Annotated in this window: 21 protein-coding genes; 12 read left to right on the plus strand and 9 right to left on the minus strand. The window is 53.2% G+C overall.

Going from position 1 to position 24,128, the window contains the following annotated elements; genetic code table 11:
• Positions 1 to 32 precede the first annotated feature (32 nt).
• The 4 genes from fucR to fucI all read right to left on the minus strand — a co-directional run bounded on the left by fucR (position 33) and on the right by fucI (position 4,498).
• The gene (gene fucR, locus AB7E14_RS04395) at positions 33 to 743 is read right to left on the minus strand and encodes an L-fucose operon activator (RefSeq protein WP_428169345.1); all 711 of its coding nucleotides are present in this window, start codon (positions 741 to 743) and stop codon (positions 33 to 35) included.
• Positions 744 to 785: 42 nt separating this feature from the next.
• Entirely contained in the window at positions 786 to 1,208 is a 423-nt protein-coding gene (gene fucU, locus AB7E14_RS04400) for an L-fucose mutarotase (RefSeq protein WP_042999492.1), read from the minus strand.
• An 11-nt stretch (positions 1,209 to 1,219) separates the two neighbouring features.
• Positions 1,220 to 2,617 carry an L-fuculokinase gene (gene fucK, locus AB7E14_RS04405; protein ID WP_316962028.1) on the minus strand — a complete coding sequence of 466 codons (1,398 nt, stop codon included), beginning with the start codon at positions 2,615 to 2,617 and terminating at the stop codon, positions 1,220 to 1,222.
• A 105-nt stretch (positions 2,618 to 2,722) separates the two neighbouring features.
• A complete protein-coding gene (gene fucI, locus AB7E14_RS04410; RefSeq protein WP_316962027.1) occupies positions 2,723 to 4,498 on the minus strand; it encodes an L-fucose isomerase in 1,776 nt (591 codons plus the stop codon).
• Between the two features lie 476 nt (positions 4,499 to 4,974).
• Here fucI and AB7E14_RS04415 point away from each other — a divergent pair, with 476 nt between their 5' ends.
• The 5 genes from AB7E14_RS04415 to fucA all read left to right on the plus strand — a co-directional run bounded on the left by AB7E14_RS04415 (position 4,975) and on the right by fucA (position 10,330).
• Positions 4,975 to 6,474, plus strand: a complete 1,500-nt coding sequence (locus AB7E14_RS04415; protein ID WP_058587042.1) for a sugar ABC transporter ATP-binding protein — start codon at positions 4,975 to 4,977, stop codon at positions 6,472 to 6,474.
• A 3-nt stretch (positions 6,475 to 6,477) separates the two neighbouring features.
• A complete protein-coding gene (locus tag AB7E14_RS04420) occupies positions 6,478 to 7,461 on the plus strand; it encodes an ABC transporter permease (RefSeq protein WP_044254230.1) in 984 nt (327 codons plus the stop codon).
• 73 nt (positions 7,462 to 7,534) lie between these two features.
• Positions 7,535 to 8,485, plus strand: a complete 951-nt coding sequence (locus tag AB7E14_RS04425) for an ABC transporter substrate-binding protein (RefSeq protein ID WP_042999497.1) — start codon at positions 7,535 to 7,537, stop codon at positions 8,483 to 8,485.
• Between the two features lie 141 nt (positions 8,486 to 8,626).
• Entirely contained in the window at positions 8,627 to 9,625 is a 999-nt protein-coding gene (locus AB7E14_RS04430) for a LacI family DNA-binding transcriptional regulator (RefSeq protein WP_042999498.1), read from the plus strand.
• A gap of 57 nt (positions 9,626 to 9,682) precedes the next feature.
• Complete coding sequence (gene fucA, locus AB7E14_RS04435) at positions 9,683 to 10,330, plus strand: L-fuculose-phosphate aldolase (protein ID WP_044326724.1); 648 nt, start codon at positions 9,683 to 9,685, stop codon at positions 10,328 to 10,330.
• 64 nt (positions 10,331 to 10,394) lie between these two features.
• On the opposite strand, the gene xni is transcribed toward fucA, so the two are convergent.
• The 5 genes from xni to queF form a co-directional block, all read right to left on the minus strand.
• Positions 10,395 to 11,150 carry a flap endonuclease Xni gene (gene xni, locus AB7E14_RS04440; protein ID WP_044264279.1) on the minus strand — a complete coding sequence of 252 codons (756 nt, stop codon included), beginning with the start codon at positions 11,148 to 11,150 and terminating at the stop codon, positions 10,395 to 10,397.
• A 112-nt stretch (positions 11,151 to 11,262) separates the two neighbouring features.
• A complete protein-coding gene (gene sdaB / locus AB7E14_RS04445) occupies positions 11,263 to 12,630 on the minus strand; it encodes an L-serine ammonia-lyase II (RefSeq protein ID WP_042999501.1) in 1,368 nt (455 codons plus the stop codon).
• Positions 12,631 to 12,690: 60 nt separating this feature from the next.
• On the minus strand, positions 12,691 to 13,980 hold the full coding sequence (gene sdaC / locus AB7E14_RS04450) for an HAAAP family serine/threonine permease SdaC (RefSeq protein WP_428169346.1): 1,290 nt from the start codon (positions 13,978 to 13,980) through the stop codon (positions 12,691 to 12,693).
• A 507-nt stretch (positions 13,981 to 14,487) separates the two neighbouring features.
• The gene (gene ppnN, locus AB7E14_RS04455; protein ID WP_044264278.1) at positions 14,488 to 15,852 is read right to left on the minus strand and encodes a nucleotide 5'-monophosphate nucleosidase PpnN; all 1,365 of its coding nucleotides are present in this window, start codon (positions 15,850 to 15,852) and stop codon (positions 14,488 to 14,490) included.
• Positions 15,853 to 15,964: 112 nt separating this feature from the next.
• Complete coding sequence (gene queF / locus AB7E14_RS04460) at positions 15,965 to 16,813, minus strand: NADPH-dependent 7-cyano-7-deazaguanine reductase QueF (RefSeq protein WP_058587039.1); 849 nt, start codon at positions 16,811 to 16,813, stop codon at positions 15,965 to 15,967.
• 68 nt (positions 16,814 to 16,881) lie between these two features.
• Here queF and syd point away from each other — a divergent pair, with 68 nt between their 5' ends.
• From syd to gudD, 7 genes are all read left to right on the plus strand, one after another.
• Positions 16,882 to 17,427 (plus strand): SecY-interacting protein, encoded by a 546-nt coding sequence (syd, locus tag AB7E14_RS04465; protein WP_044254248.1) that lies wholly within the window; start codon positions 16,882 to 16,884, stop codon positions 17,425 to 17,427.
• A 637-nt stretch (positions 17,428 to 18,064) separates the two neighbouring features.
• Positions 18,065 to 18,394, plus strand: coding sequence for a YqcC family protein (locus AB7E14_RS04470; RefSeq protein WP_099433195.1), 330 nt, complete (start codon positions 18,065 to 18,067; stop codon positions 18,392 to 18,394).
• Positions 18,394 to 19,188: a tRNA pseudouridine(65) synthase TruC gene (gene truC / locus AB7E14_RS04475; protein ID WP_216082175.1), complete on the plus strand. Its 795-nt coding sequence runs from the start codon at positions 18,394 to 18,396 to the stop codon at positions 19,186 to 19,188. The genes AB7E14_RS04470 and truC overlap by 1 nt, the downstream gene beginning before the upstream one ends.
• A gap of 6 nt (positions 19,189 to 19,194) precedes the next feature.
• Positions 19,195 to 19,644 (plus strand): flavodoxin, encoded by a 450-nt coding sequence (locus AB7E14_RS04480; protein WP_042999508.1) that lies wholly within the window; start codon positions 19,195 to 19,197, stop codon positions 19,642 to 19,644.
• A gap of 482 nt (positions 19,645 to 20,126) precedes the next feature.
• Complete coding sequence (gudP, locus tag AB7E14_RS04485) at positions 20,127 to 21,485, plus strand: galactarate/glucarate/glycerate transporter GudP (protein ID WP_042999509.1); 1,359 nt, start codon at positions 20,127 to 20,129, stop codon at positions 21,483 to 21,485.
• Positions 21,482 to 22,822, plus strand: a complete 1,341-nt coding sequence (locus AB7E14_RS04490) for an enolase C-terminal domain-like protein (protein WP_042999510.1) — start codon at positions 21,482 to 21,484, stop codon at positions 22,820 to 22,822. The genes gudP and AB7E14_RS04490 overlap by 4 nt, the downstream gene beginning before the upstream one ends.
• A 19-nt stretch (positions 22,823 to 22,841) precedes the next feature.
• Positions 22,842 to 24,128: glucarate dehydratase (gudD, locus tag AB7E14_RS04495; protein WP_428169347.1), on the plus strand; the 1,287-nt coding region annotated here is incomplete at its 3' end.

The following is a 24,128-nucleotide window of genomic DNA, read 5'->3' on the forward strand; positions in this document are numbered from 1 at the left end:
TCATCAGGTCTGCAACCCATTCCCGTTTGTGTTTATGACTGCGGCGTGTCCGACACAATATGCGTTACGTCATCCAGATGACCGAGTCGGGATTCTCCGGAACGATTGAATTTGCTTTTGTCGATCAGCAATAACGACTGTGACGCGCGTTTCAGCAGGACTGATTTGAAATCCGCGTTGAAGGTGCTGGAATCCCACAGTGCGCCGTGGCGGTCGATCCCTTCGCAGGAAAAAATGAACAGATCGATATCAAGAAATTTGAGTTGTGAAATGAGTGCGGGGTTGACGTAGCAGCCGTGTTTGCGCTCCAGCCTGCCACCAGAACTGATGAGCTGAAGTTGTTGGCGTTTGCCGAGCTCCTGACAAATCGGCTGGCTGTTGGTGAAAACCTGTATATTGATATCCGGTAGTTGCCGCGCCAGATACCAGCAGGTGGAGCTGGCATCCAGCGCAATCACCATCCCTTCTTCAATCCAGCTCAGCGCCTTTCGGGCAATATCGGCTTTGTGCGCGTAATGGCTCTTCAGCCGTATATGGAAGGGATCGCCACTGTCCGGGTTTTCCCGCGCGATCCCTTTAACGCGCCCGTGGTTGCGCAGAACCTTCCCTTGTTCCTGTAGTTCACTGAGATCGCGGCGGATCGTCTCTTTACTGACGTTGAGCTGAACGGCCAGTGCTTCGGTGGTCAGGCTTTTATGCTGACTGAGCAGATCCACAATCGTCTGCTGGCGTGCCGCTTTCATCTCTTCTCACCTCTCAATCAAATGCCCTGACCGCGATTGAGATTACGGGGTTACCCCTTTTTTTAAAAGAATATTCCCGTACTTTGCGCACTCGCCGGTGATGACAATGGCAAAGGCCTTTTGTGCACGGGCGTAGAAGGCGAAACGATCGATTCGCGCGATCTCCGGGCATGGCGCCTGTAGGGAAAGCGCTTCGCGATAGCGCGTTTCAACGTGCGGGTCGAGGGTATCGCCCTCGACGGCAGCCATCATCACCAGCGGTGGTGCATAGCTGTCGAGTTCAAACAGCGGGATCACGGCTCGCAGTAAGTCGCTGACGCTGAGACCATCCGCACGGATCACCTGCGGTCCCATGCTGTGCGCCGGGAAGTGCGCGTCTGAGAAAATAATCTCATCGCCGTGTCCCATTTGCGCCAGTACTTTAAGTAACTCCGGCGAAATGAGGGGAGAAATCGTTTTAAGCATGCGAGATTCCTTTACAGTTTTTCGGGATAGAAATAACGGTACTGGTAGCGCACTTGTTCTCTGGCCTGTTGTGGACTGGAAAACGCACCGATACCGTACCAGCCGTACATCGCCGCGCCGGCAACGGTGGTTTCAGCGTCATCCAGCACTTTGATGGGGATCTCCAGGGTGTTGGCCTTAATCTGATTCCATAGCGTATTGCGACTCCCACCGCCGACCAGCAGCAGTTCTGTGGCGTTGAACTGGCCAATTTTTTCCAGCGTATGCAGGTTATGTCGCAACTGGTCCGTTAATCCTTCCAGCGCCGCGCGATAGAAATGACCGCGGGTGGTATTCAGGGTGACGCCACGCCAGCCTGCATCCGCAGAGGAGAGCAGCTCGCACTGCATCCGCACGCCATCGGCCCCGGCGGGAACCGCTTGCGCTTCCGCAATCAAGGTTTGCCACGGGGTTTTGGGTGTCCACAGCAGCTTGCGCACCCATTCAAGGATGCCGGAGGCAAGCCATTGCATCCCCGGATTGTAAAGCCCCGGCTGGCTGTCCAGTTCACAGGTTGAACCGGCATGACTGCTCAGTAACGCTGTATTGACTCTGGCGCTACGCACCATAAGGATTTCCCACGTGCCGGAAGAGAGAACTGGCTCATCTTGCCCCGCACCAGCGCCAAACAGCGCGAACTGGGTATCGTGTCCGGCAGAGATCACGGGAATTCCCGGTGGGAGACCGAGCATCGTTGCCATTGCGGGCCGCAACGATCCTACCAGTTCACCGGCTTCCACGAGTCGCGGGAAGAGCCGTCTTGGCAACCCTGCGGCCTGCAAGATATCGGCGCTGAAATCCCGCTGCTGAATATCCAGCATTTGGCTGGTGCCCGCCATGGTGATGTCAGTAGTGAATTCGCCGGTCAGGCGATGAGTAATGAGTGAGGAGATAAACAGCCAGGCGTGGGCTTGATCCAGCCGTTGCGGGTGATTTTCTTTAAGCCAAATCAGCTTATATAAGGTGTTGAAGCTGAATGCGCCGACGCCGGAAAGCGTCTGCAACTGACGCGGCGGCATAAAGCGGCTGATATTTTCCATTATCGCGGCAGTGCGCGGGCATTTCCAACTGATGATTGGGTAGAGCAATTCGCCGTTTTCATCGACCAGCGCGCCGTCAACGCCAAAGGTGGTGACGGTGATAGCGCGGATTCGAAAGGCCGAAAGTTCTGTCGACAGTGTCCGGCAGCACTGTGCGAAACGTTGCAGGATGGCGTCCAGCGACCACTGATGCCAGGCGGTGTTTTCCGTGGCTACCTCGCTGGCATTAGCAACCGCCGCACGAGCAACGATGTGTCCCTGACGATCTACGGCAATGGCCCGCACGTTGGTCGCGCCACAGTCGAGAACCAGGATGATTTCATTTTTCATAATGACTCCCGTTGCCGGATGGTGCTGTGCTTATCCGGTCCACGAGTCATTCCCCGTAGACCAGATAAGATGTGCCAGCGTCGCCATCAGGCAGTTGCGCGATCCTTAACGTTTATACAGTGGCCCGTAGTTCTGACAGGCGCGGTAGTCCTGGCCTTCTGTATCCATCCCGTGTGCGGCCCAGGCGGAAGGGCGGTAAATTTTCGCCTCTTCCACATTGTGCATGCAGACTGGAATGCGCAGCATCGCGGCGAGGGTGATGAAGTCTGCGCCGACGTGGCCGACGGTCAGCACGCCGTGGTTTGCCCCCCAGTTCGCCATCACGGAATAGACGTCGGAGAACGGTCCTTTGCCGGTAAGACGTGGCGCAAACCAGGTGGTAGGCCAACTGGAGTCGGTGCGTTTGTCGAGGGTGTCATGGACCTCTTTTGGTAGCTCGACGCTCCAGCCTTCCGCAATTTGCAGCACTGGTCCCAGGCCGTTGATGATGTTCACGCGGGTCATAGTGAACGGCACTCCGCCTTCGGTCAGGAAGCGTGATGAATAACCGCCGCCGCGAAAATATTCATGGATTGCCGGACACCACTCGGTTGCCGCGAGGCAGGCGTCAGCCTCCTGCTGCGAGATCTCCCAGTGTGGTTTCATCGTCGGTTTTCCTTCGCTGTCACGCTGTTTACAGGTGCCATCCAGCGCGGCGGAACCGGAGTTAATCAGATGGATAATGCCGTGTTCTGCCCGTCCGGTCAGCGGCTGACCGGTCACGCGTTCAACCGCTTCTGGCGACCAGTAGGTACGCACATCGGCAAAGACCTGCGCGGTGCCGGTCAACTGATGTCCCAGCAGCATGGTCACGCCGTTCAGGCTGTCGTTTTCGGTGGCGACAACAAACGGTTCGCGCACACCGTTCCAGTCAAAAGAACTGTTCAGTAGCGCTTCGGCGGTATCACCGTTGGGATATTGATCGGTCCAGTGGCGCTGTCCCTGGAAGCCTGCGGCAATCGCGTTATAACCGAGTGACTCCTCCACGCGTCCCATCTCCGCGAGCTTAGGATTTCCTTGCATCATGTCGCGAATGCACATCGCCATCAGCAGGCTTTCCCGCAGGATGGCCCGGCTCTGTTCGGCGTTGCGTTGATATTGCTTCGCGTTTTTATCTTCACCGTAGCGGAAGTGTTTATCCGCCCACGCCAACGCCATTTCCAGCTCGGCTTCGTCATAGATTTTTTGATCGATGCGGCGGCGCAGTTCGGTCATATCGACGGACTGGACCTTCATCCCCAGCCAGGACTCAAAGAAATGATGATCGACGATGGAACCGGCGATCCCCATCGACACCCCGCCCAGCGAGAGGTAGCTTTTTCCCTTCATGCTGGCGACGGCGAGCCCTGCCCGGGCGAATCGCAGCAGTTTTTCCTCAACGTCGGCAGGGATCGATGTATCTCCGGCATCCTGTACATCCTGGCCGTAGATAGAGAACGCAGGGATCCCTTTTTGGCTATGCGCTGCCAGCGCGGCAGCCAGGTAGACCGCGCCCGGACGTTCGGTACCGTTAAAGCCCCAGATGGCTTTCGGGCGCAGGGGATCCATATCGATGGTTTCACTACCGTAGCACCAGCACGGTGTTACGGTGATTGTCAGGCCGACGTTTTGACTGCTGAACTTTTCCTCACAGGCGGCAGATTCTGCCATTCCGGCAATACAGGTGTCGGCAATAACGCAGTCAACCGGGGTGCCACAGGCGTAGCGCAGTTTTTCTGTCAGCAGGGCGGCAGTGGCCTTTGCCATATTCATCGTCTGTGCTTCCAGAGATTCACGAACGCCCATTCGGCGTCCATCAATAACCGGACGAATACCAATTTTCGGCAGGCTGATCTTCTTCATTCGGGGTTCCTCATTTCACGTATAGGCGTGCTGCTCAGGTGGATGACAGGGCATCACCGCAACAGTCGGCTGAAACAGGTAAATTTGCTAACTCGAGTTAGCTTAGGTATTGGCGTGTTTTTTACACAACTTTTTTCTGATGGGATTGTGAGGGGCTTCACGAGAAGTGGTTAAAATTCGATCTGCATCAAATAATTAAATGACAGTCAAATTTAGTAAAATATTTAAAATCAGATGGTTATAAATAAATGTCTGTGCGGTATCACAGTTTTAACCCAAATGATTTGGCTATTTTTGGTGGCTAAAATAGCTTTAAAGGGCAATTCGCTAACTCGAGTTAGCAATATCTGGCAACATATCGACGTGACGTAAACGTGTTTTCAGGAAGTATTCACATTCATGGTGACGCTCGCTCCCTGAGAATGCACTTCGCCTGATTCACTGCCTGCAGTTTCTGATTATTGAGGAAAGCAGCAATGTCCGAAACATTTTTACAGATGAATCATATTACCAAACGCTTTCCCGGCGTATTAGCGTTGAGTAATGTGAACTTTACTCTTCGCAAGGGCGAAGTGCATGCGCTATTAGGCGAGAATGGTGCAGGCAAATCCACGCTGATGAAAATTTTGTCCGGTGTTTATCAACCGGATGAAGGGGATATTATATTTGAGGGGAAGCCTGTGTCATTCAGCGATCCGCTCAGCGCTCAGAATGCCGGGATTACCATTATTCATCAGGAATTTAATCTTTTTCCGGAATTAACCGTGGAAGAGAATATCTTTATCGGCAGAGAGTTTTGTAAAAATAACCGTTGGCGGCTGGATGAAAAACAGCAGCGACAGGCGGCAACCGAGATTTTGCAGAAATTAAACCTGAATATTTCGCCAGAAACGTTGGTGTCAGACCTGACCGTGGCGCAACAGCAGATGGTGGAGATCGCGAAAGCGATATCCGTCAATGCCAAAATCCTGATTATGGACGAACCCACCGCGGCGCTGACGGAAACAGAAATAGAAAGCTTATTCCAGGTGACCCGTCTGCTTAAAGCGCAAGGGACCGGTATTGTCTACATCTCGCATCGCCTGGAAGAGTTAGCGCTGATTGCCGATCGGGCGACGGTTATGCGCGACGGTCAATACATTGATACCGTTGATTATGAAACCGTGAAGATCAGTGAGCTGATTGCGATGATGGTCGGGCGCGAACTGGGGAATATCTATCCTCGCCGGGAAGCGCGGACGCATCAGGAAGCGGTGCTGGAGGTTAACGGCCTCACGCGCAAAGGCGTACTCAATAACATCGACTTTACGTTGAACCGGGGCGAGATACTGGGTTTTGCCGGGTTGATGGGCGCCGGGCGTACGGAGCTGGCGCGCGCCATTTTTGGCGCCGACCCCATCGACAGTGGAACCATTAAGTTGAACGGTAAGGCCATTGTGATAAAGGGGATTTCTGACGCCATTGCGCAAGGCATTAGCTATTTAACCGAAGACCGTAAAAAAGAGGGACTGGCGCTTAATCTGTCCGTTGAGCGCAATATTATGTTGGGAAATTACCCTGAATATGCCGACCGTTTTGGTCACGTTGATTCGAAACGCTGCCAGCAAACGAGTGAAGAGCAGGTCAGGGCGCTCAGAATCAAAACGCCACACCTTGAACAGGCGGCCCTGAATTTGAGTGGGGGAAATCAGCAAAAAATTATTATTGCCCGTTGGGTGTGCAAAGATACCGATATTCTTATTTTTGATGAACCTACCCGTGGAATTGATGTCGGCGCTAAGCTGGAAATCTATGAATTAATGAATCGCCTCGTGGCAAAAGGGAAATCGATCATTATGATTTCTTCGGAATTACCGGAGGTGCTGGGTATGTGCGATCGTATCTTAGTCATGCGCAGTGGTCGTATTACCGGTGAATTAACTGCTGATAACGCCACACAAGAAAAAATCATGCAATATGCGACGTTAGAGGATTAAATCATGACCATCTCTGTAACCTCTTCAGACAGCAATAATAAGAAAATAAAAATTAATAAAGAACTTTTAATGCGCCTTGCACCGCTGTTTAGTTTGATTATCCTGGTTGTCTTTTTCAGTTTCAGTTCGCCGTTTTTCTTTAATACCGAAAATATTATGACAATTGCGCTGCAAACGTCGGTTATCGGCATTATGGCCATTGGCGTAACGTTTGTGATTATCACCGCAGGGATCGACCTCTCTTTAGGATCGGTGGTGGCGTTTTCCGGCGTTGCGGTCGGCATCTGCGCGACGCTCGGATTGCCGTTGCCGGTCTGTATTTTGGCAGGCGTGCTGGCCGGAGGGTTGTGTGGCTACGTGAATGGTCTGCTGGTGACCAAAATGACGATTCCCCCGTTCATCGCCACGCTGGGTCTGATGATGTCCGTTCGGGGAATGAACATGGTGATGACGGATGGGCGCGCTATCTATTTCGCCGATTATCCCACCTTCAAATTGCTGGCGCAGGGGCGTTTATTCGATGTGCTGCCGTATCCCGTTTTCTATCTGGTGATTGTGGCGCTGGTCGCCGGCTACATCCTCAAGAAAACGGTAATTGGTCGCTATGTCTATGCCGTGGGCAGTAATGAAGTGGCGGCGCACCTTTCCGGGATCAACGTTCAGCGCGTCAAAATCTTTGTCTATGCCTTCTGCGGCCTGCTGACCGGCATTGCCGGGGTGATTCTGGCCTCGCGTCTAAACTCCGGTCAGCCAACGGTCGGCGTCGGTTATGAACTGGAAGCCATTGCCGCAGTCGTGATCGGCGGCACCAGTCTGATGGGCGGAATTGGCACTATCGGCGGCACCATCATCGGTGCATTCATTATGAGCGTATTGAAAAACGGCCTGAACCTGATGGGGGTCTCTCAGTTCTGGCAAATGGTTGCGATGGGCATTGTGGTCGTCGCCGCTGTCTACCTCGATACGTTACGCAAAAAGATTCGTTGATTTACGCTCCCGGCAGTCACGGGGAACACTGACCCTGACGTTAAGGGTGACACACTCACAACGGAGTACAACAATGAAAACCAGGCATTTTGTCTATGCGTTATCCCTGCTGGCGTGCATCACTTCCAGTGCGCTAGCGAAAGATTTGAACCTTCCGGTCATCAGTAAAGGCTTCCAGCATGAATTCTGGCAAACCGTGAAAATGGGGACGGAAGCAGCAGCGAAAGAGTTGGGCGATAAAACCAGCTATGTCGGACCTGCGGACGAAACTCAGATTGCGGAACAAATTCAGCTGGTTGAAAACGCCATGGCGCAAAAGCCGAACGGTCTGCTGCTGGCGGCGCTGGATGCCAATGCGCTTGCTCCTCTGGTGGAAACGGCGAATTCGCGTGGTATTAAGGTTGTCACCTTTGACTCCGGCGTAAACTCGGATATTCCGGTTAGCTTCGTGGCGACCAATAACCGCAAAGCTGGCGCTGAAGCGGCGGACGCGCTGGCGGCGCAAGTGAATAATAAAGGTAAAGTCGGCATTATCGCTCATGTCGCCGGGACGTCGTCAGCGATTGAACGCTCGGAAGGGTTCATTGCCCGCATGAAGGAAAAGTATCCGGATATCAAGGTGCTGCCCGTGCAGTACAGTGATGGCGATCCACAAAAAGCGATGGATAAGACCATTGATATGATTCAGGCCAACCCCGATCTGGCCGGGATTTATGGCACCAATGAAGGCTCAACGCTGGGCGTCGCCAACGCTATCGACAGCCAGAATCTGAAAGGGAAAGTGAAAGTCATTGGTTTTGACAGTACCGAAGCGATTATTCACTTCCTGAACACCGGGGTGATCCAGGGCTTTGTCGTCCAGGATGCTTATCAGATTGGTTACCAGGGGATTAAAACCCTGAATGCGGCACTGTCCGGGCAAACGGTCGCGAAAGAGATCGATATCCCGGTGAAATTTGTGAGCGCCCAGAACATCAATACGCCGGAAATAGACAAGTTGTTACATCCTTTCGGTAAGAAATAAACCGGCAGGGGGCGGTATCTTCGCCCCCGCTTACCAGGTGAGATCAACGGCGTGCGCTTAACCGACTGATGCGGTAAGACAAAAGTGTAAAATGCTTTTATGATTGTCAATTGACGCTTGGACGGTGACTGGGGCACATACATGGCTAAAACAGTAGAACAGATAGCCAGCGACCTGAATTTATCGGTGACAACCGTGAGACTGGTGCTAAACGGAAAAGCTGAACAGTATCGTATCAGCCTCAAAACGCAAACGCGTATTAATGAATATGTTGAGCGATATGGTTATGTGATTAACCATTCCGCCCGCAGCCTGAAGCTGAATAAAACGGATACGCTTGGCCTGATTGTTCCCAATATTTCTAACGTCTTCTTTGCCACATTGGCAGAGAAACTCGAGCAGCGCTGCCGCCGATCCGGTTATCAGCTGATGATTAGCTGTACTTATGATGATGTCGATTACGAAAACAAAATCACCAAGGCTTTAATTGCCCGTAATGTGGACGGTCTTTTTATTGTCCCGTCAACGTTAGAAAACCAGCAGCATCATTTACGTCAGGTGAGAAAACCGATGGTATTGCTGGACCGTGATTTTAAATATACGGATAACGCGCTGGTGGAAAGTCACAATATTTCAGGCGGTGAACATTTAACCCAAAGTTTGCTGGATGCTGAAAAGTTACCGGTCTGGTTTCTGGTGGGCGATACCGGTTTGCCCAGTATCAGCGACCGTCTGACGGGTTACCTGAATGCGCTCAGTAAAAAAGGGATTCATCATCGTGACTGGGTGCGCGAAGGGCCGGTGAACACCCCGGAAGGGGGATACCAGATCATGCAGGCTTTGATCGACGAAGCAGGATGTCCGCAGGCGTTTATCGCCTCGTCATTACCGGTGCTGGAAGGGGCAGTAAGAGCCATTCGTGACCGTTTTGGCGTTATTCCGCCCGAGATCAATATCGGTACGTTTGACGAACACCCGATGCTGGGATTCTTGTCCAATAACGTGTGGTCAATGCAGCAGGATGAGAACGCCTGGGCGGAAAAAGCGTTCACAATGATGCTCAACGCCATCGAAGATCGCCCTGTTCATGAGACGGTAAAAGTTGAAATGAAATTAATTAAGCGCTTAAGACAAAAATAATACGCGCGACAAAAAGAGTGTTATCAGTCATTGAACCGAGTACCCCGGAGAACTGAGATGGAAAGAACTCGTTTATCTCGAGAAATTATTGAAACCTGTCTTGAAATGACGCGCCTGGGATTAAACCAGGGGACGGCGGGAAATGTGAGCGCGCGTTATCAGGACGGTATGTTGATTACCCCGAGCGGCATTCCTTATGAACGAATGACCGAACAGATGATTGTCTACGTGGATAACGACGGCAAATACGAAGAGGGGAAATTACCGTCCAGCGAATGGCGCTTTCATCTGGCGGCTTATCAGACTCGCCCGGAAGCGAATGCTGTTGTGCATAACCACGCCATTCATTGTACCGCAGTGTCTATTCTCAACCGGCCGATCCCGGCCATCCACTATATGATTGCGGCGGCGGGAGGGAATTCCATTCCCTGCGCGCCCTACGCCACTTTTGGCACTCGCGAACTCTCAGAACATGTGGTCGTGGCGCTGAAAAATCGCAAAGCCACGCTGCTGCAACACCACGGTTTAATTGCCTGCGAGGAGAACCTGCAAAAGGCACTGTGGCTGGCGCACGAGGTGGAAGTGCTGGCGCAACTCTATATGAAGACGCTGGCGGTGAGGGATCCGGTGCCGGTGTTATCCGATGAAGAAATCGCCGTAGTGCTCGAGAAGTTTAAAACCTACGGATTACGTATCGAAGAATAAGCGGCGCAGAGTCATCGTGGTTTGTGTGCCGGGTCGGACGGTCTGCGCCATCCGGCCCACAATGCTACCGTGCCAGACGCAACTGTTGCAGGTTTCCGTCAAGCTGCAAATCGGTTTGCAACCGTGCGATATCACGGCATAAGAATGCCATCTCCCGGTGAGCCTCCAGCTTCTTGCGCCATTTTTCCGGCACTTCATCCAGATGTGCGTAGAGACCTTCCAGTGTCTGAAACTGCACCAACAGTTGGGTGGCGCTTTTCGGGCCAATACCGGCGACGCCGGGTACTTTTGAACTGCTGATCCCCGCCAGTCCCCAGTAATCCGGCAACTGCTGCGGTTGAACGCCAAACTCTTTTTCAATGAACGGCGCATCCAGCCAGCGTTTCTGAAAGTAATCGCGAATGCGTAACGTCGGAGAGAGCAACTGGCAATAGCCTTTGTCAGTCGACACGATAGTCGCCTGGTGGCCCGCTTGTGTGACTTTTACCGCCAGGGTTGCCGCCAAATCATCGGCTTCATTGCCGCTCGACACCCAACACGCGACGCCACGCTGTTCAAAGGCCGTGCGCAGGGCGGGCATTTCATTGTGCAGTTCATCCGGCATCGGTGGACGACCGGCTTTGTAGTCCGGAAGACGCTGGTGACGCCATCCACTGTTACGCGCTTCATCATCAAACACCGCCACGGCGTGGGTGGGCTGGCTGTGGACAATCAGCTGGTCAAGCGCGTGCAGACAGGTCTCCACACAGGGCGAACCCTGAACGGCGTGGATCCGGCGAATTAAATTGAGTGCGTCGACGATGAGCAGATGGACAGCCACGGTGTTCTCCCTTACCAGTCAGCGTGTAGGGTAACATTCAGGACGGAAGCAGGCTATTGCAGGAGGCTAAAACGGGAAGAGGCCTCGCAAAATGAGGCCTCTGAGTGCACGATTAATCGCAGGTGACAATCTTCATGGCCAGGCCGCCGCGAGAGGTTTCGCGGTACTTGGCGTTCATGTCTTTACCGGTTTCGTACATGGTTTCGATGACTTTATCGAGACAAACGCGAGGTTCGCTGGTACGGCGCAGGGCCATACGTGCTGCGTTGACCGCCTTGACGGATGCAATGGCGTTACGCTCAATGCACGGTACCTGAACCTGTCCTGCAACTGGATCGCAGGTCAGACCGAGGTTGTGTTCCATACCGATTTCCGCAGCAATACACACCTGCATCGGACTGCCGCCCAGCAGTTCTGCCAGACCGGCCGCCGCCATCGAACAGGCCACACCGACTTCGCCCTGACAGCCCACTTCCGCGCCGGAAATGGAGGCATTCATCTTGTACAGTGAGCCAATCGCACTGGCGACCAGCATGTAGCGAGCCAGCGAGTTAGCGTTCACTTCGCGGATGAATTTGTCGTAGTAGGCGAGCACGGCTGGCACGATACCACAGGCACCGTTCGTCGGTGCAGTAACCACGCGTCCGCCAGCGGCGTTCTCTTCGTTTACCGCCAGAGCAAACATGTTGATCCAGTCAACGACCGCCATCGGATCGGTCGTGGTTTTGTCGCTGCTCACCAGCATACGACGCAGCGCTGCCGCACGGCGGGGAACGCGCAGTTTTCCAGGCAGAACGCCCTCGGTGGTGATGCCGCGCTCAATGCCGCTGCGCATTACCTCCCAGACGTTAGCAAAATGCTGTTCCAGCTCTTCTTTGCTGTGTAATGCCAGTTCGTTTTGCATCATCAGACCGGAAAGGGAAAGTCCGGTTTCCTGACAGTGTTTTTGCAAATCGGCTGCCGATTTGTACGGATACGGTACGTTGACCGGCGCACTGTTCGGTAAACCGAAATGTTCTTCATCAACGATGAAACCACCGCCAATGGAGTAATAAGTCTGGCTGTAGAGGACGTTATCGCCCGCCAGCGCGGTAATGCGCATCCCGTTCTCGTGCAGAGACAGGTTATCGGCATGGAAATTCATGCACTTATCAACCGGGAATTCAACTTCATGCTGACCATTCGCCAGCAGCAGTCGCCCGTGGGTGTTCACATCCTGGATGAAGCCCGGGATGGCGTCGATGTCGACGGTATCCGGCAGATTTCCCGCCAGACCCATGATAATCGCGATATCGGTGTGGTGGCCTTTACCCGTCAGCGACAGGGAGCCATACACATCCACCACCACGCGGGTGACATCCGTCAGAATATGGCGGGCAATCAGATCATCCGTGAATTGTTTGCCAGCTTTCATTGGTCCAACGGTGTGTGAACTGGAAGGGCCAATGCCGATTTTGAAAATATCGAATACGCTAATCATAGGGCATCCATTGCGGTTATATCAGGGAGGAAGCGCCGCCCGAAAGCGGCGCTAAACAACTTAGCTGAACAGGGAGTAGAAAATCGCGGAGATAGCAATCAGACCCATCACGACAACAAACCCGTTGCTGATGTGACCGCTGTATTTACGCATTGCCGGTACTTTCTGGATTGCGTACATCGGCATCAGGAACAGGATCATCGCGATGATTGGACCACCCAGGGTTTCAATCATACCGAGGATGCTCGGGTTCAGGGTGGCGACAATCCAGGTCGTTACCAGCATGAACAGCGCAGTGATGCGGTTCAGTTTGTTGATTTCGATAGACTTGCCTTTACCACGCAGAGATTTGATGACCATCCCGTTGAAACCTTCACGCGCGCCCAGGTAGTGGCCGAGGAAGGATTTGGTGATAGCAATCATTGCGATGATCGGTGCCATCCAGGCGATGATCGGCGCATTAAAGTGGTTTGCCAGGTAAGACAGAATCGAGATGTTCTGCTCTTTCGCTGCCGCCAGATCCGCCGGAGTCAGACTCAGTACGCAACTGAAGACGAAGAACATCACCGTCAGCACCATCATGATGTGAGCGAATGCCAGAATCTTCGAGCATTTTTTCTCTGCCGCGTCGCCGTACTCTTCACGCTTCGCTACTGCGAAAGAAGAGATAATCGGAGAGTGGTTGAAAGAGAACACCATCACCGGAATTGCCAGCCACAGGGTCATCCACAAACCGTTGCCGGTCGTAGCCGCAGAATCAAAGGACAGGGTTTCCAGCGCAGCACCGCTCCACTGTGGGATCAGGTACAGTGCCAGCAGCATCAGTGCAGCGACAAACGGGAACACCAGGATGCTCATTGCCTTCACGATCATCTGCTCACCGAAGCGAACGATAGTCATCATCCCGACAATCAGGATCAGCGACAGGATCGCACGCGGTGGCGGGGTGATGGATAACTGGTGAGTCAGGAAGCTCTCAACCGTGTTGGTGATCGCGACACTATAGACCAACAGAATCGGGTAAATCGCGAAGAAGTACAGCAGGGTAATCAGTTTACCCGCGCCGATACCAAAGTGCTCTTCAACTACTTCTGTGATGTCTTCACCCGGATTTTTGCCGGACAGCACAAAGCGAGTCAGACCACGGTGGGCGAAGAAGGTCATCGGGAAGGCGAGGATTGCCATGATGATCAGCGGGATCATCCCACCGACACCTGCGTTGATTGGCAGGAACAATACGCCCGCACCGATAGCCGTGCCATAAAGGCCCAGCATCCACATGGTATCGGTCTTGCGCCATGCGCTTCGTGATTCAGTCGAAGCAATTGTGCTGGTTTGAATGGTTTCCATCTATTTCTCCTGGAGGAAGCTAAAAATCAGGAAAATGTTCCTGACCGTAAAACGAAATTCTTGCAGCGACGATTTTTATAAAATTTTTAACCGTAGTAATTTGCGGGCAGAAAGATACATTTAACTAATGAATCTATCAGTGATCGCGATCTCAAATGCAATAATCCACTTCTAATGTGGATATTTTTGGATCATTGGTCTGTTAAAAAAACATCACAGCGAATTTACGCGTGCGAAGGCTAGCATTAACAACATATTGACAGAAAGGATTGCCAGACAGATGCGGAGGTTACGTTGTAAAAAGCGATCTTTATAGTGGTTTGTGGTGACTAATTTAAATTCTGGATGATAAAGCGCGGTTGCATTAGCGAGGTAATCGTTTGCGTAGCGATATTTTTTGTATGATGTATTAGCAGGCTTAATAAAGTGAACGTGTTATCTCATTGGTAATTATAGAAAAACCGGAAGGGCTATTCGCCGCTCCCGGTCCATGAAACGCTTTTCGCGTCAGGCGCAAATTTCGTAGCAGGGGATATAGGCGGTGCCTGGCAGCTTCATACGGTGCTGCGCAACAAAACCTTGCAGGAGATCGTCCATGCGACGCATCATTTCACTGTCGCCGTGGATTTTGTATGGCCCAAACTCTTCAATGGCGCGGATACCCACTTCCTTAACGTTACCCGCTACAATGCCGGAGAAGGCGCGACGCAGGTCTGCCGCCAGTACCTCAACCGGTTGGTCAGGGTACAGCTTCAGGTTGGCCATGTTCTCGTGGGACGGTTCGAACGGCATTTGCAGATCCGGCGTGATACGAATCGACCAGTTGAAGCTGTAGGCATCACCGGTATCACGACGGTTCTCTTTCACCAGCGGCATCGCTTTTTTCATCAGGCGCGCCACTTCTGCTGCGTCATCAATGATAATGCGGTAATGCGTGCGCGCGGCTTCTCCCAGCGTATGCACGATAAACTCATCCAGCACGCGGAAGTAATCAGCGCTCTCTTTCGGGCCGGTGAGGATGAGCGGTAGAACCTGATCTTTGTTCGCCGGATTCATCAGGATCCCCAACAGATACAGTAACTCTTCCGCTGTACCGACACCGCCCGGGAAGATGATAATGCCGTGGGCGATACGCACGAAGGCTTCCAGACGTTTTTCAATGTCCGGCATAATGATCAGTTCGTTAACCAGCGGGTTCGGTGGTTCAGCGGCGATAATCGACGGCTCAGTCATCCCAATAAAACGGCTGTCTTTATAACGCTGTTGCGCATGGCCCACCGCGGCACCTTTCATCGGCGCTTCCATTGCGCCAGGCCCGCAACCGGTACAGATGTTCAGCTCGCGCAAACCTAACTGTGTCCCGACGCGTCGGGCGTACAGGTATTCGTTTTCATTAATCGAGTGGCCGCCCCAGCAGACCACCATGTTTGGCGCTTCGCCCACGTGCAGCGCTCTGGCATTGCGCAAAATAGAGAACACCAGGTTAGTAATGTGCACGGAGCTTTCGAGATCCAGATGCTGGAAACGGCCCGCGTTATGAATCTGCCCGTTAACAAACAGAATATCGCGCAGCACGGCAAACAAGTTCGCCTGCAATGCGCGGATGATACGGCCATCGACGAAGGCATCTTCTGGCGGGTTGATCAGTTCCAGCTTCACGCCGCGTTCGCGACGCAGCACGTTAATGTCGAAACTTTCAAAGCGGGACAGCAGCTCTTTGCTGTTGTCAGTCAGACTGCCGGAGTTTAAAACGGCAAGCGAACAGTTACGAAACAGTTGATACAGGTCGCTGCTGGCCGTGCGTTTAAGCATATCGACTTCCAGCTGCGACAACATGTCCATTGAGCCAAGCGGGCTAATATGTGTAATCAAGTAAACTCCTTATGGGACGCAAAACGTCATTCCCTGTAGAGTACAATAGCCCTGGCTTATGACCTTTCACAACCTTACGCGTGGAATCCGACCCGCAAAATTGTGAAATAATTCACTGTCGAACTAATCTGCCGGTTGCCGGAACGAAGTCGGTGTTGCTCCGCCATGGGTTAATATCCAGACCACCACGGCGCGTATAGCGTGCATAAACGCTCAGTTTTTCCGGCTGACAGAAGCGTAGCAGGTCGTTGAAAATGCGTTCTACGCACTGCTCGTGAAACTCGTTATGATGGCGGAAAGAGATCAGATAACGGAGTAGTTTTTCGCGATCGATCTTGCGTCCGCGATACTGAATTTGTATGGAGCCCCAGTCCGGCTGATGGGTGATCAGACAGTTTGATTTCAACAGATGACTCACCAGCGTCTCTTCTACCACTTTTTCACCGCTGGTGGCGGATTGCAGATAATCGGTAGTGAACTGGTAGTTGTCGATGTCAATGTCCTGATCATCAATGCAGGAGCCGTGAAAATGCGCGACCGGCTGTCCTTCCAGCTCATCGAGACGGTATAGCGCAACGGTCACTTTCCCTTCGGCACAGGCGCGCAAATCGTTTTCCAGCGTGTGTTGTACCGCTTCCCAGGAGTCAAACCGCGTCTGGTTAAAACTGTTCAGATACAGCTTAAAGCTTTTGGATTCAATCAAATTGAGGCTGGTGTAATCCAGTTCCACCTGACCCACCGCCACCTGTGGTAATCCCCTGGCATTCAGCCATGACAGTTCATACAGCGTCCAGATATCGGCACCGTGAAACGGCAGGCTGTCAGCTTTTAGACCCAGCGGGTCGCGATTCAGACTGCGAGGCACGCCCTGTAACAGGCTGGGGTCGTAAATATCCCGGTAATCCGTTGATTTACCGAGCGTCAGGCCATCAAGAGCCTGATGGTTTTCATAAGAAGACATGTTTCACCGTCATAAACCAGATACACTATGCGCCAAGTGTATCCTGGCTTTTATGAAGAGAGAAACCGGTGGACGAACAGACAGCTTTAGCCCTGAAGGATTTTACGGCGCGTTACTGTGACGCATGGCATGCAAAAAACGGCAGTTGGCCGATGAGCGAAGAACTGTATGGCGTGCCTTCTCCCTGCATTATCTCGACTACCCGTGATGCTGTGTACTGGCAACCGCAGCCGTTTGAAGGTGAACAGAATGTAAACGCGGTTGAACGCGCCTTCGATATTGTGGTACAACCTGCGCTTCACGCATTTTATACCACGCAGTTTGCCGGGGATATGCGCGCGCAGTCAGGCAGCGAAACGCTGACGCTGTTGCAAACCTGGAGCGTGGATGATTTCAGACGGGTTCAGGAGAACCTGATTGGTCATCTGGTGACGCAGAAACGTTTGAAACTGTCGCCGACCCTTTTTATTGCCACACTGGACAATGAACTGGAGGTCATTTCGCTCTGCAATCTGTCGGGGGAAGTGATCAAAGAAACGCTGGGAACCCGTAATCGTTCCGTCCTGGCCCCTTCTCTTGCGGATTTCCTTACGCACCTTAATCCTCTTCTATAATCCATTTCACTCATGAATATGTGAGAGATCTCTTACAAGCCCTGTAGGAGATCGCCAGGTAGTAAATGAAGATATCACGAAGTGAAAATGGCTAATAACCTAATAAATCATCGAGTTAATGATTTTATGTCAACTTTCATATGAAATTTTCCTTAAGGCATTGCCTGTAAGCATCTTGTAAGACGGCGTGAAAAAGGCGATTCTATGTACGTCGACAGGGAGTCGCACAACGAAGTGAACATCAGGATGATGACACTTCAGCAGGACACACCAGGACGGTGTTACAGGGAAAGGCTTCAGGATGAAGTGAAGAGGATAACGCGGGAATGCGTTAAAGGACACCTCCAGGAAGGAGAACGAGAGCCGGTCAGGATAGTCGGTGGGTCAGGATGGCCAGGATGCTTCAGGATGAAGTAATCACATCGGGGTGGTGTGAGCAGGATGCAAAATGTTCAGGATGAACAACAGGTCGCAAGACCAGAGGAAAAGTTGTCACGGATGAGCAGGGAGCACAAAAAGTAGCTGGAATGCTGCGAAACGAACCGGGAGCACTGTTTTTACAGTGCTCCCTTTTTTTGCTTCTCATTTTACTGGTGGTATCCTTCGCGCCAGATTTTTCATCATTGAGGTGACTTTCATGACGACTCATGACCGTGTGCGTCAGCAGCTTCATGCACTTGAAGCGTTGCTGCGTGAGCATCAACACTGGCGGATGGATGAACCCGAAGCCCACCTGTTTACCAGCACCCAACCGTTTTGTATGGATACGATGGAACCCATTGAGTGGCTGCAATGGGTCCTTATCCCCCGCATGCATGCGCTACTGGACAGTGCGCAACCGCTGCCCGAGGCGTTTGCCGTCGCACCTTATTACGAAATGGCGCTGACCGCCGATCATCCGCAGCGCGAAATCCTGCTGCAGGCGTTGCAGGCGCTGGATGCGCTTTTTGCGCAAGATAAATCCTGATGCTGGAAATTCTGTATCAGGATGAATGGCTTGTTGCGGTCAACAAGCCTTCCGGCTGGCTGGTGCACCGCAGCTGGCTGGATCGAGACGAAAAAGTGGTGGTGATGCAGACCGTGCGTGACCAGATTGGTCAGCATGTGTTTACCGCGCATCGCCTCGACAGACCAACATCCGGCGTCCTGCTGATGGGCTTATCCAGTGAAGCCGGACGCCGTCTCGCGCAGCAGTTTGAGCAACACCAGATCCATAAGCGCTATCACGCCATTGTCCGTGGTTGGTTAATGGAAGAGGCGGTACTCGATTATCCGCTGGTGGAGGAACTGGATAAAATCGCCGACAAGTTTGCCCGCGAAAACAAAGACCCACAGCCTGCAGTAACTCATTACCGTGGCCTCGCCACCGTTGAAATGCCCGTGGCAACCGGGCGTTATCCGACGACTCGTTACGGACTGGTGGAACTGGATCCGCAAACGGGACGCAAGCATCAGCTCAGACGTCATCTGGCGCACCTGCGCCATCCGATTATTGGCGACAGCAAGCATGGCGATTTGCGGCAGAACCGCAGCGCGGCGGAACATTTTGGCTGCAGCCGACTGATGCTGCATGCCAGCCAGCTTTCGCTGACTCATCCGTTTACCGGTGAACCGTTGACGATTCATGCCGGGCTGGATACGGTCTGGATGCAGGCGCTATCACAGTTTGGCTGGCAGGGACTTCTCCCTGATAATGAAAGGGTTGAGTTAAGTGAGCCAGCAGGTCAGGATGAACGCATACGTTCTTCATTCAGGGAGTAATTAAGCATGGCGGAAATCGGGATTTTTGTCGGGACAATGTACGGTAACGCGCTACTGGTGGCCGAAGAGGCCGAAGCGATCCTGACGGCCCAGGGGCACAATGCGACCGTTTTTGAAGATCCTGAACTGACGGACTGGCAGAAATATCAGGATAAAATCGCGCTGGTGGTCACCTCAACGACCGGGCAGGGCGATTTACCTGACAGCATTGTGCCGTTGTTTCAGGGAATCAAAGACCAACTGGGTTTCCAGCCCAATCTGCGTTACGGCGTGATTGCGTTAGGCGACAGCAGCTACGTCAATTTCTGTAATGGCGGTAAACAGTTTGATGCCCTGTTACAGGAGCAAAGCGCGCAGCGCGTGGGGGAAATGTTGTTGATTGATGCCAGTGAGCACCCGGAGCCCGAAAGCGAATCCAATCCCTGGGTTGAACATTGGGGCACACTCTTATCCTGAGAGTGAACCCTCCCCCTACCGGGAGGGGCTCTCTTATGGTGCCAGACACGGGAACAACCTGATGCTATGCTACCCATACTGAATCGAGTTAGCCTCGGGCAAACGCCCCTAAATACCCTCAACATAGAAGGGTTTTTAGGGGCGTTTTCATAGGGTCAAGCGACCTGTTTCACACTCCTGCCTTTTCCACGTAAGTCCCACGCGATTTCCGTTACAGGTTTTCAATTCCGTGAAGTCGCTTCCATCACCCTGGGCTTTTGCCATAAACATAAGTGATACATCACCTAAATGTTGGGTTCTTGCACGGTGAGCAAGAACCGGGTGCTTTTTATACTTCTCCTGCCAGTTATAAAAAATGCAGTTAGCAAGGCGAACGACCTAATAAAAGCTGCAATAAAAAACACGAAACGTCACCTCTGATCCCCTACCAGTTGTGCTGTTCAGAGTGAGCGTGACTAACGCGAAAATTCAGGAGTGCAACAATGAGTTCATTAAGTCAGGCTGCGAGCGGTGCGGAAAAACGCACCAATGCCCGCTACTGGATAGTGGTGATGTTGTTTATCGTCACCTCCTTCAACTATGGCGACCGCGCCACCTTATCCATTGCCGGTTCGGAGATGGCCAAAGATATTGGTCTGGATCCGGTCGGTATGGGTTACGTTTTCTCTGCGTTCTCATGGGCCTACGTCATCGGGCAGATCCCGGGCGGCTGGCTGCTGGACCGTTTTGGTTCCAAACGCGTTTACTTCTGGTCCATCTTCATCTGGTCCATGTTTACCCTGTTACAGGGCTTCGTCGATATCTTCAGCGGATTCGGCATTATCGTCGCGCTGTTTACCTTGCGCTTCCTCGTCGGTCTGGCGGAAGCGCCGTCCTTCCCCGGCAACAGTCGCATCGTCGCGGCCTGGTTCCCGGCACAGGAGAGGGGAACGGCGGTCGCAATCTTTAACTCTGCGCAGTACTTTGCCACCGTTATTTTTGCCCCAATCATGGGCTGGCTGACGCACGAAGTGGGTTGGTCGCATGTGTTCTTCTTTATGGGCGGCCTTGGGATTGTCATCAGCTTTATCTGGCTGAAAGTGATCCACGAGCCAAACCAGCATCCGGGCGTGAACAAGAAAGAGCTGGAATACATTGCAGAAGGCGGTGCGCTGATCAACATGGATCAGAAAGACACCAAAGCCAAAGTGCCGCTCAGCGTGAAATGGGGACAGGTCAAGCAGTTGCTGGGTTCCCGCATGATGATCGGTGTGTATATCGGTCAGTACTGCATTAACGCGCTGACCTACTTCTTTATCACCTGGTTCCCGGTTTATCTGGTACAGGCTCGCGGTATGTCGATCCTGAAAGCGGGCTTTGTGGCCTCGGTTCCTGCGGTGTGTGGATTTATCGGCGGGGTGCTGGGCGGCATTATCTCCGACTGGCTGATGCGTCGGACCGGCTCACTGAACATTGCGCGTAAAACGCCTATCGTGATGGGGATGTTGTTGTCGATGGTGATGGTGTTCTGTAACTACGTCAACGTCGAGTGGATGATCATCGGTTTCATGGCGCTGGCGTTCTTTGGTAAGGGCATCGGTGCCCTGGGCTGGGCGGTGATGGCTGATACAGCGCCGAAAGAGATCAGCGGTCTGAGCGGCGGTCTGTTCAATATGTTCGGCAACATCTCTGGCATCGTGACACCCATTGCCATTGGCTACATCGTTGGCACGACCGGCTCCTTCAACGGTGCGCTGATTTATGTGGGCGTGCATGCGTTGATCGCGGTACTGAGCTACCTGGTGCTGGTGGGGGATATTAAACGTATCGAACTGAAACCGGTCGCAGGACAACTATCATGACGACACAATCCAGCCCCGTTATCACGGACATGAAGGTCATTCCGGTTGCCGGCCATGACAGTATGCTCCTCAACATTGGCGGCGCGCATAACGCGTATTTTACCCGCAATATCGTGGTGCTAACCGATAACGCCGGGAACACCGGCGTCGGTGAAGCGCCGGGCGGAGAGGTTATCTACCAGACGCTGGTTGATGCCATTCCGATGGTGCTCGGTCAGGAAGTGGCCCGACTGAATAAAGTGGTCCAGCAGGTCCACAAAGGCAATCAGGCCGCTGACTTTGATACGTTTGGCAAAGGCGCCTGGACATTCGAACTGCGTGTCAATGCGGTGGCCGCGCTGGAAGCCGCGCTGCTTGATCTGCTGGGCAAGGCGCTCAACGTGCCGGTCTGCGAACTGTTAGGGCCAGGCAAGCAGCGTGATGCAGTGACCGTGCTCGGTTATCTTTTCTACGTGGGCGACAGAACCAAAACCGATCTGCCTTATCTGGAGACCACACCGGGCAACCATGACTGGTATCACCTGCGCCATCAGGAAGCACTCAACAGCGATGCCGTGGTGCGTCTGGCGGAAGCCTCGCAGGATCGCTACGGTTTTAAAGATTTCAAACTCAAAGGCGGCGTGCTGCCAGGTGAGCAAGAGATCGATACCGCTCGCGCGCTGAAAAAGCGATTCCCGGATGCGCGTATTACCGTTGATCCCAACGGTGCCTGGCTGCTTGAAGAGGCGATCACGCTGTGCAAAGGGTTGAACGATGTGCTCACTTACGCAGAAGATCCGTGTGGCGCCGAGCAGGGCTTTTCCGGGCGCGAAGTGATGGCCGAATTCCGTCGCGCCACGGGATTGCCGGTGGCGACGAACATGATCGCCACTAACTGGCGCGAAATGGGCCATGCAGTAATGCTGAATGCCGTTGATATCCCGCTTGCCGATCCGCATTTCTGGACGCTTTCCGGTGCGGTACGTGTGGCACAGTTGTGCGACGACTGGGGGCTGACCTGGGGCTGCCACTCTAACAACCACTTCGATATTTCACTGGCGATGTTTACCCACGTTGGCGCGGCAGCGCCGGGTAAACCGACCGCCATCGACACGCACTGGATCTGGCAGGAGGGCGATTGCCGCCTGACGAAAAATCCTCTTGAGATTAAAAACGGAAAAATTGCTGTCCCTCACGCGCCTGGACTGGGTGTTGAACTGGACTGGGATCAGGTGCAGAAGGCGCATGACGCTTACAAAAAACTGCCAGGCGGTGCGCGAAATGACGCCGGTCCGATGCAGTACCTGATCCCCGGCTGGACTTTTGACCGTAAACGTCCCGTTTTCGGCCGTCACTGACTTGTATAAGGACTCAACAATGAACGCACAATTTACTACTCCTGTTGTAACGGCAATGCAGGTTATTCCGGTTGCGGGCCACGACAGTATGCTGATGAACCTGAGCGGAGCGCATGCCCCGTTCTTCACGCGTAATATTGTGATTATCAAAGATAATTCCGGTCATACTGGCGTGGGTGAAATCCCCGGTGGCGAAAAAATCCGTAAGACGCTGGAAGACGCGATCCCGCTGGTGGTGGGTAAACAGCTTGGTGAGTACAAAAACGTGCTGAATGCGGTGCGCAATACTTTTGCCGATCGTGACTCAGGCGGCCGCGGTCTGCAAACGTTTGACCTGCGTACCACCATCCACGTGGTCACCGGCATTGAAGCTGCGCTGCTGGATCTGCTGGGACAACATCTGGGCGTAAACGTGGCGTCTTTGCTGGGGGACGGTCAACAGCGTAGCGAAGTAGAAATGCTCGGCTATCTGTTCTTCGTCGGTAACCGCAAAGCCACACCGCTGCCGTATCAGAGCCAACCGGATGAGCAATGCGACTGGTATCGTCTGCGTCATGAAGAAGCGATGACACCCGATGCGGTCGTCCGTCTGGCAGAAGCGGCGTATGAAAAATACGGTTTCAATGACTTCAAACTGAAAGGCGGCGTGCTGGCTGGGGAAGAAGAGGCGGAGTCGATTGTGGCGCTGGCAAAACGCTTCCCACAGGCGCGCGTCACACTGGATCCTAACGGTGCCTGGTCACTGAATGAAGCGATCAAAATCGGTAAATACCTGAAAGGTTCGCTGGCCTACGCGGAAGATCCGTGTGGTGCTGAGCAGGGCTTCTCGGGTCGTGAGGTGATGGCGGAGTTCCGTCGCGCCACCGGTCTGCCGACCGCGACCAATATGATCGCCACCGACTGGCGTCAGATGGGCCATACGCTGTCATTACAGTCGGTGGATATCCCGCTGGCTGACCCGCACTTCTGGACGATGCAGGGTTCTGTGCGCGTCGCGCAGATGTGCCATGAGTTCGGTCTGACCTGGGGTTCACACTCCAATAACCATTTTGACATTTCGTTGGCGATGTTTACCCATGTGGCTGCGGCGGCACCGGGCAAGATCACGGCGATCGACACTCACTGGATCTGGCAGGAAGGCAACCAGCGTCTGACCAACGCGCCGTTTGACATTAAAGGCGGTATGGTGCAGGTACCGGCGAAACCGGGTCTGGGCATTGAACTGGATATGGACCAGGTAATGAAAGCTCACGAGATGTATCAGAAGCATGGTCTGGGCGCGCGTGATGACGCGATGGGGATGCAG

Origin of the sequence: Citrobacter sp. (assembly GCF_050252275.1) — a bacterium.
Lineage (GTDB): Bacteria > Pseudomonadota > Gammaproteobacteria > Enterobacterales > Enterobacteriaceae > Citrobacter_A > Citrobacter_A amalonaticus.

What these genes read in the sequence shown, in the direction of transcription:
- fucK (WP_316962028.1), bottom strand. Translation starts at nt 2,617, where the DNA reads ATGAAAAATGAAATCATCCTGGTTCTCGACTGTGGCGCGACCAACGTG.
- fucR (WP_428169345.1), bottom strand. Translation starts at nt 743, where the DNA reads ATGAAAGCGGCACGCCAGCAGACGATTGTGGATCTGCTCAGTCAGCAT.
- AB7E14_RS04430 (WP_042999498.1), top strand. Translation starts at nt 8,627, where the DNA reads ATGGCTAAAACAGTAGAACAGATAGCCAGCGACCTGAATTTATCGGTG.
- fucA (WP_044326724.1), top strand. Translation starts at nt 9,683, where the DNA reads ATGGAAAGAACTCGTTTATCTCGAGAAATTATTGAAACCTGTCTTGAA.
- gudP (WP_042999509.1), top strand. Translation starts at nt 20,127, where the DNA reads ATGAGTTCATTAAGTCAGGCTGCGAGCGGTGCGGAAAAACGCACCAAT.
- AB7E14_RS04420 (WP_044254230.1), top strand. Translation starts at nt 6,478, where the DNA reads ATGACCATCTCTGTAACCTCTTCAGACAGCAATAATAAGAAAATAAAA.
- queF (WP_058587039.1), bottom strand. Translation starts at nt 16,813, where the DNA reads ATGTCTTCTTATGAAAACCATCAGGCTCTTGATGGCCTGACGCTCGGT.
- fucU (WP_042999492.1), bottom strand. Translation starts at nt 1,208, where the DNA reads ATGCTTAAAACGATTTCTCCCCTCATTTCGCCGGAGTTACTTAAAGTA.
- fucI (WP_316962027.1), bottom strand. Translation starts at nt 4,498, where the DNA reads ATGAAGAAGATCAGCCTGCCGAAAATTGGTATTCGTCCGGTTATTGAT.
- AB7E14_RS04425 (WP_042999497.1), top strand. Translation starts at nt 7,535, where the DNA reads ATGAAAACCAGGCATTTTGTCTATGCGTTATCCCTGCTGGCGTGCATC.
- AB7E14_RS04470 (WP_099433195.1), top strand. Translation starts at nt 18,065, where the DNA reads ATGACGACTCATGACCGTGTGCGTCAGCAGCTTCATGCACTTGAAGCG.
- AB7E14_RS04490 (WP_042999510.1), top strand. Translation starts at nt 21,482, where the DNA reads ATGACGACACAATCCAGCCCCGTTATCACGGACATGAAGGTCATTCCG.
- AB7E14_RS04480 (WP_042999508.1), top strand. Translation starts at nt 19,195, where the DNA reads ATGGCGGAAATCGGGATTTTTGTCGGGACAATGTACGGTAACGCGCTA.
- truC (WP_216082175.1), top strand. Translation starts at nt 18,394, where the DNA reads ATGCTGGAAATTCTGTATCAGGATGAATGGCTTGTTGCGGTCAACAAG.
- sdaC (WP_428169346.1), bottom strand. Translation starts at nt 13,980, where the DNA reads ATGGAAACCATTCAAACCAGCACAATTGCTTCGACTGAATCACGAAGC.
- sdaB (WP_042999501.1), bottom strand. Translation starts at nt 12,630, where the DNA reads ATGATTAGCGTATTCGATATTTTCAAAATCGGCATTGGCCCTTCCAGT.
- AB7E14_RS04415 (WP_058587042.1), top strand. Translation starts at nt 4,975, where the DNA reads ATGTCCGAAACATTTTTACAGATGAATCATATTACCAAACGCTTTCCC.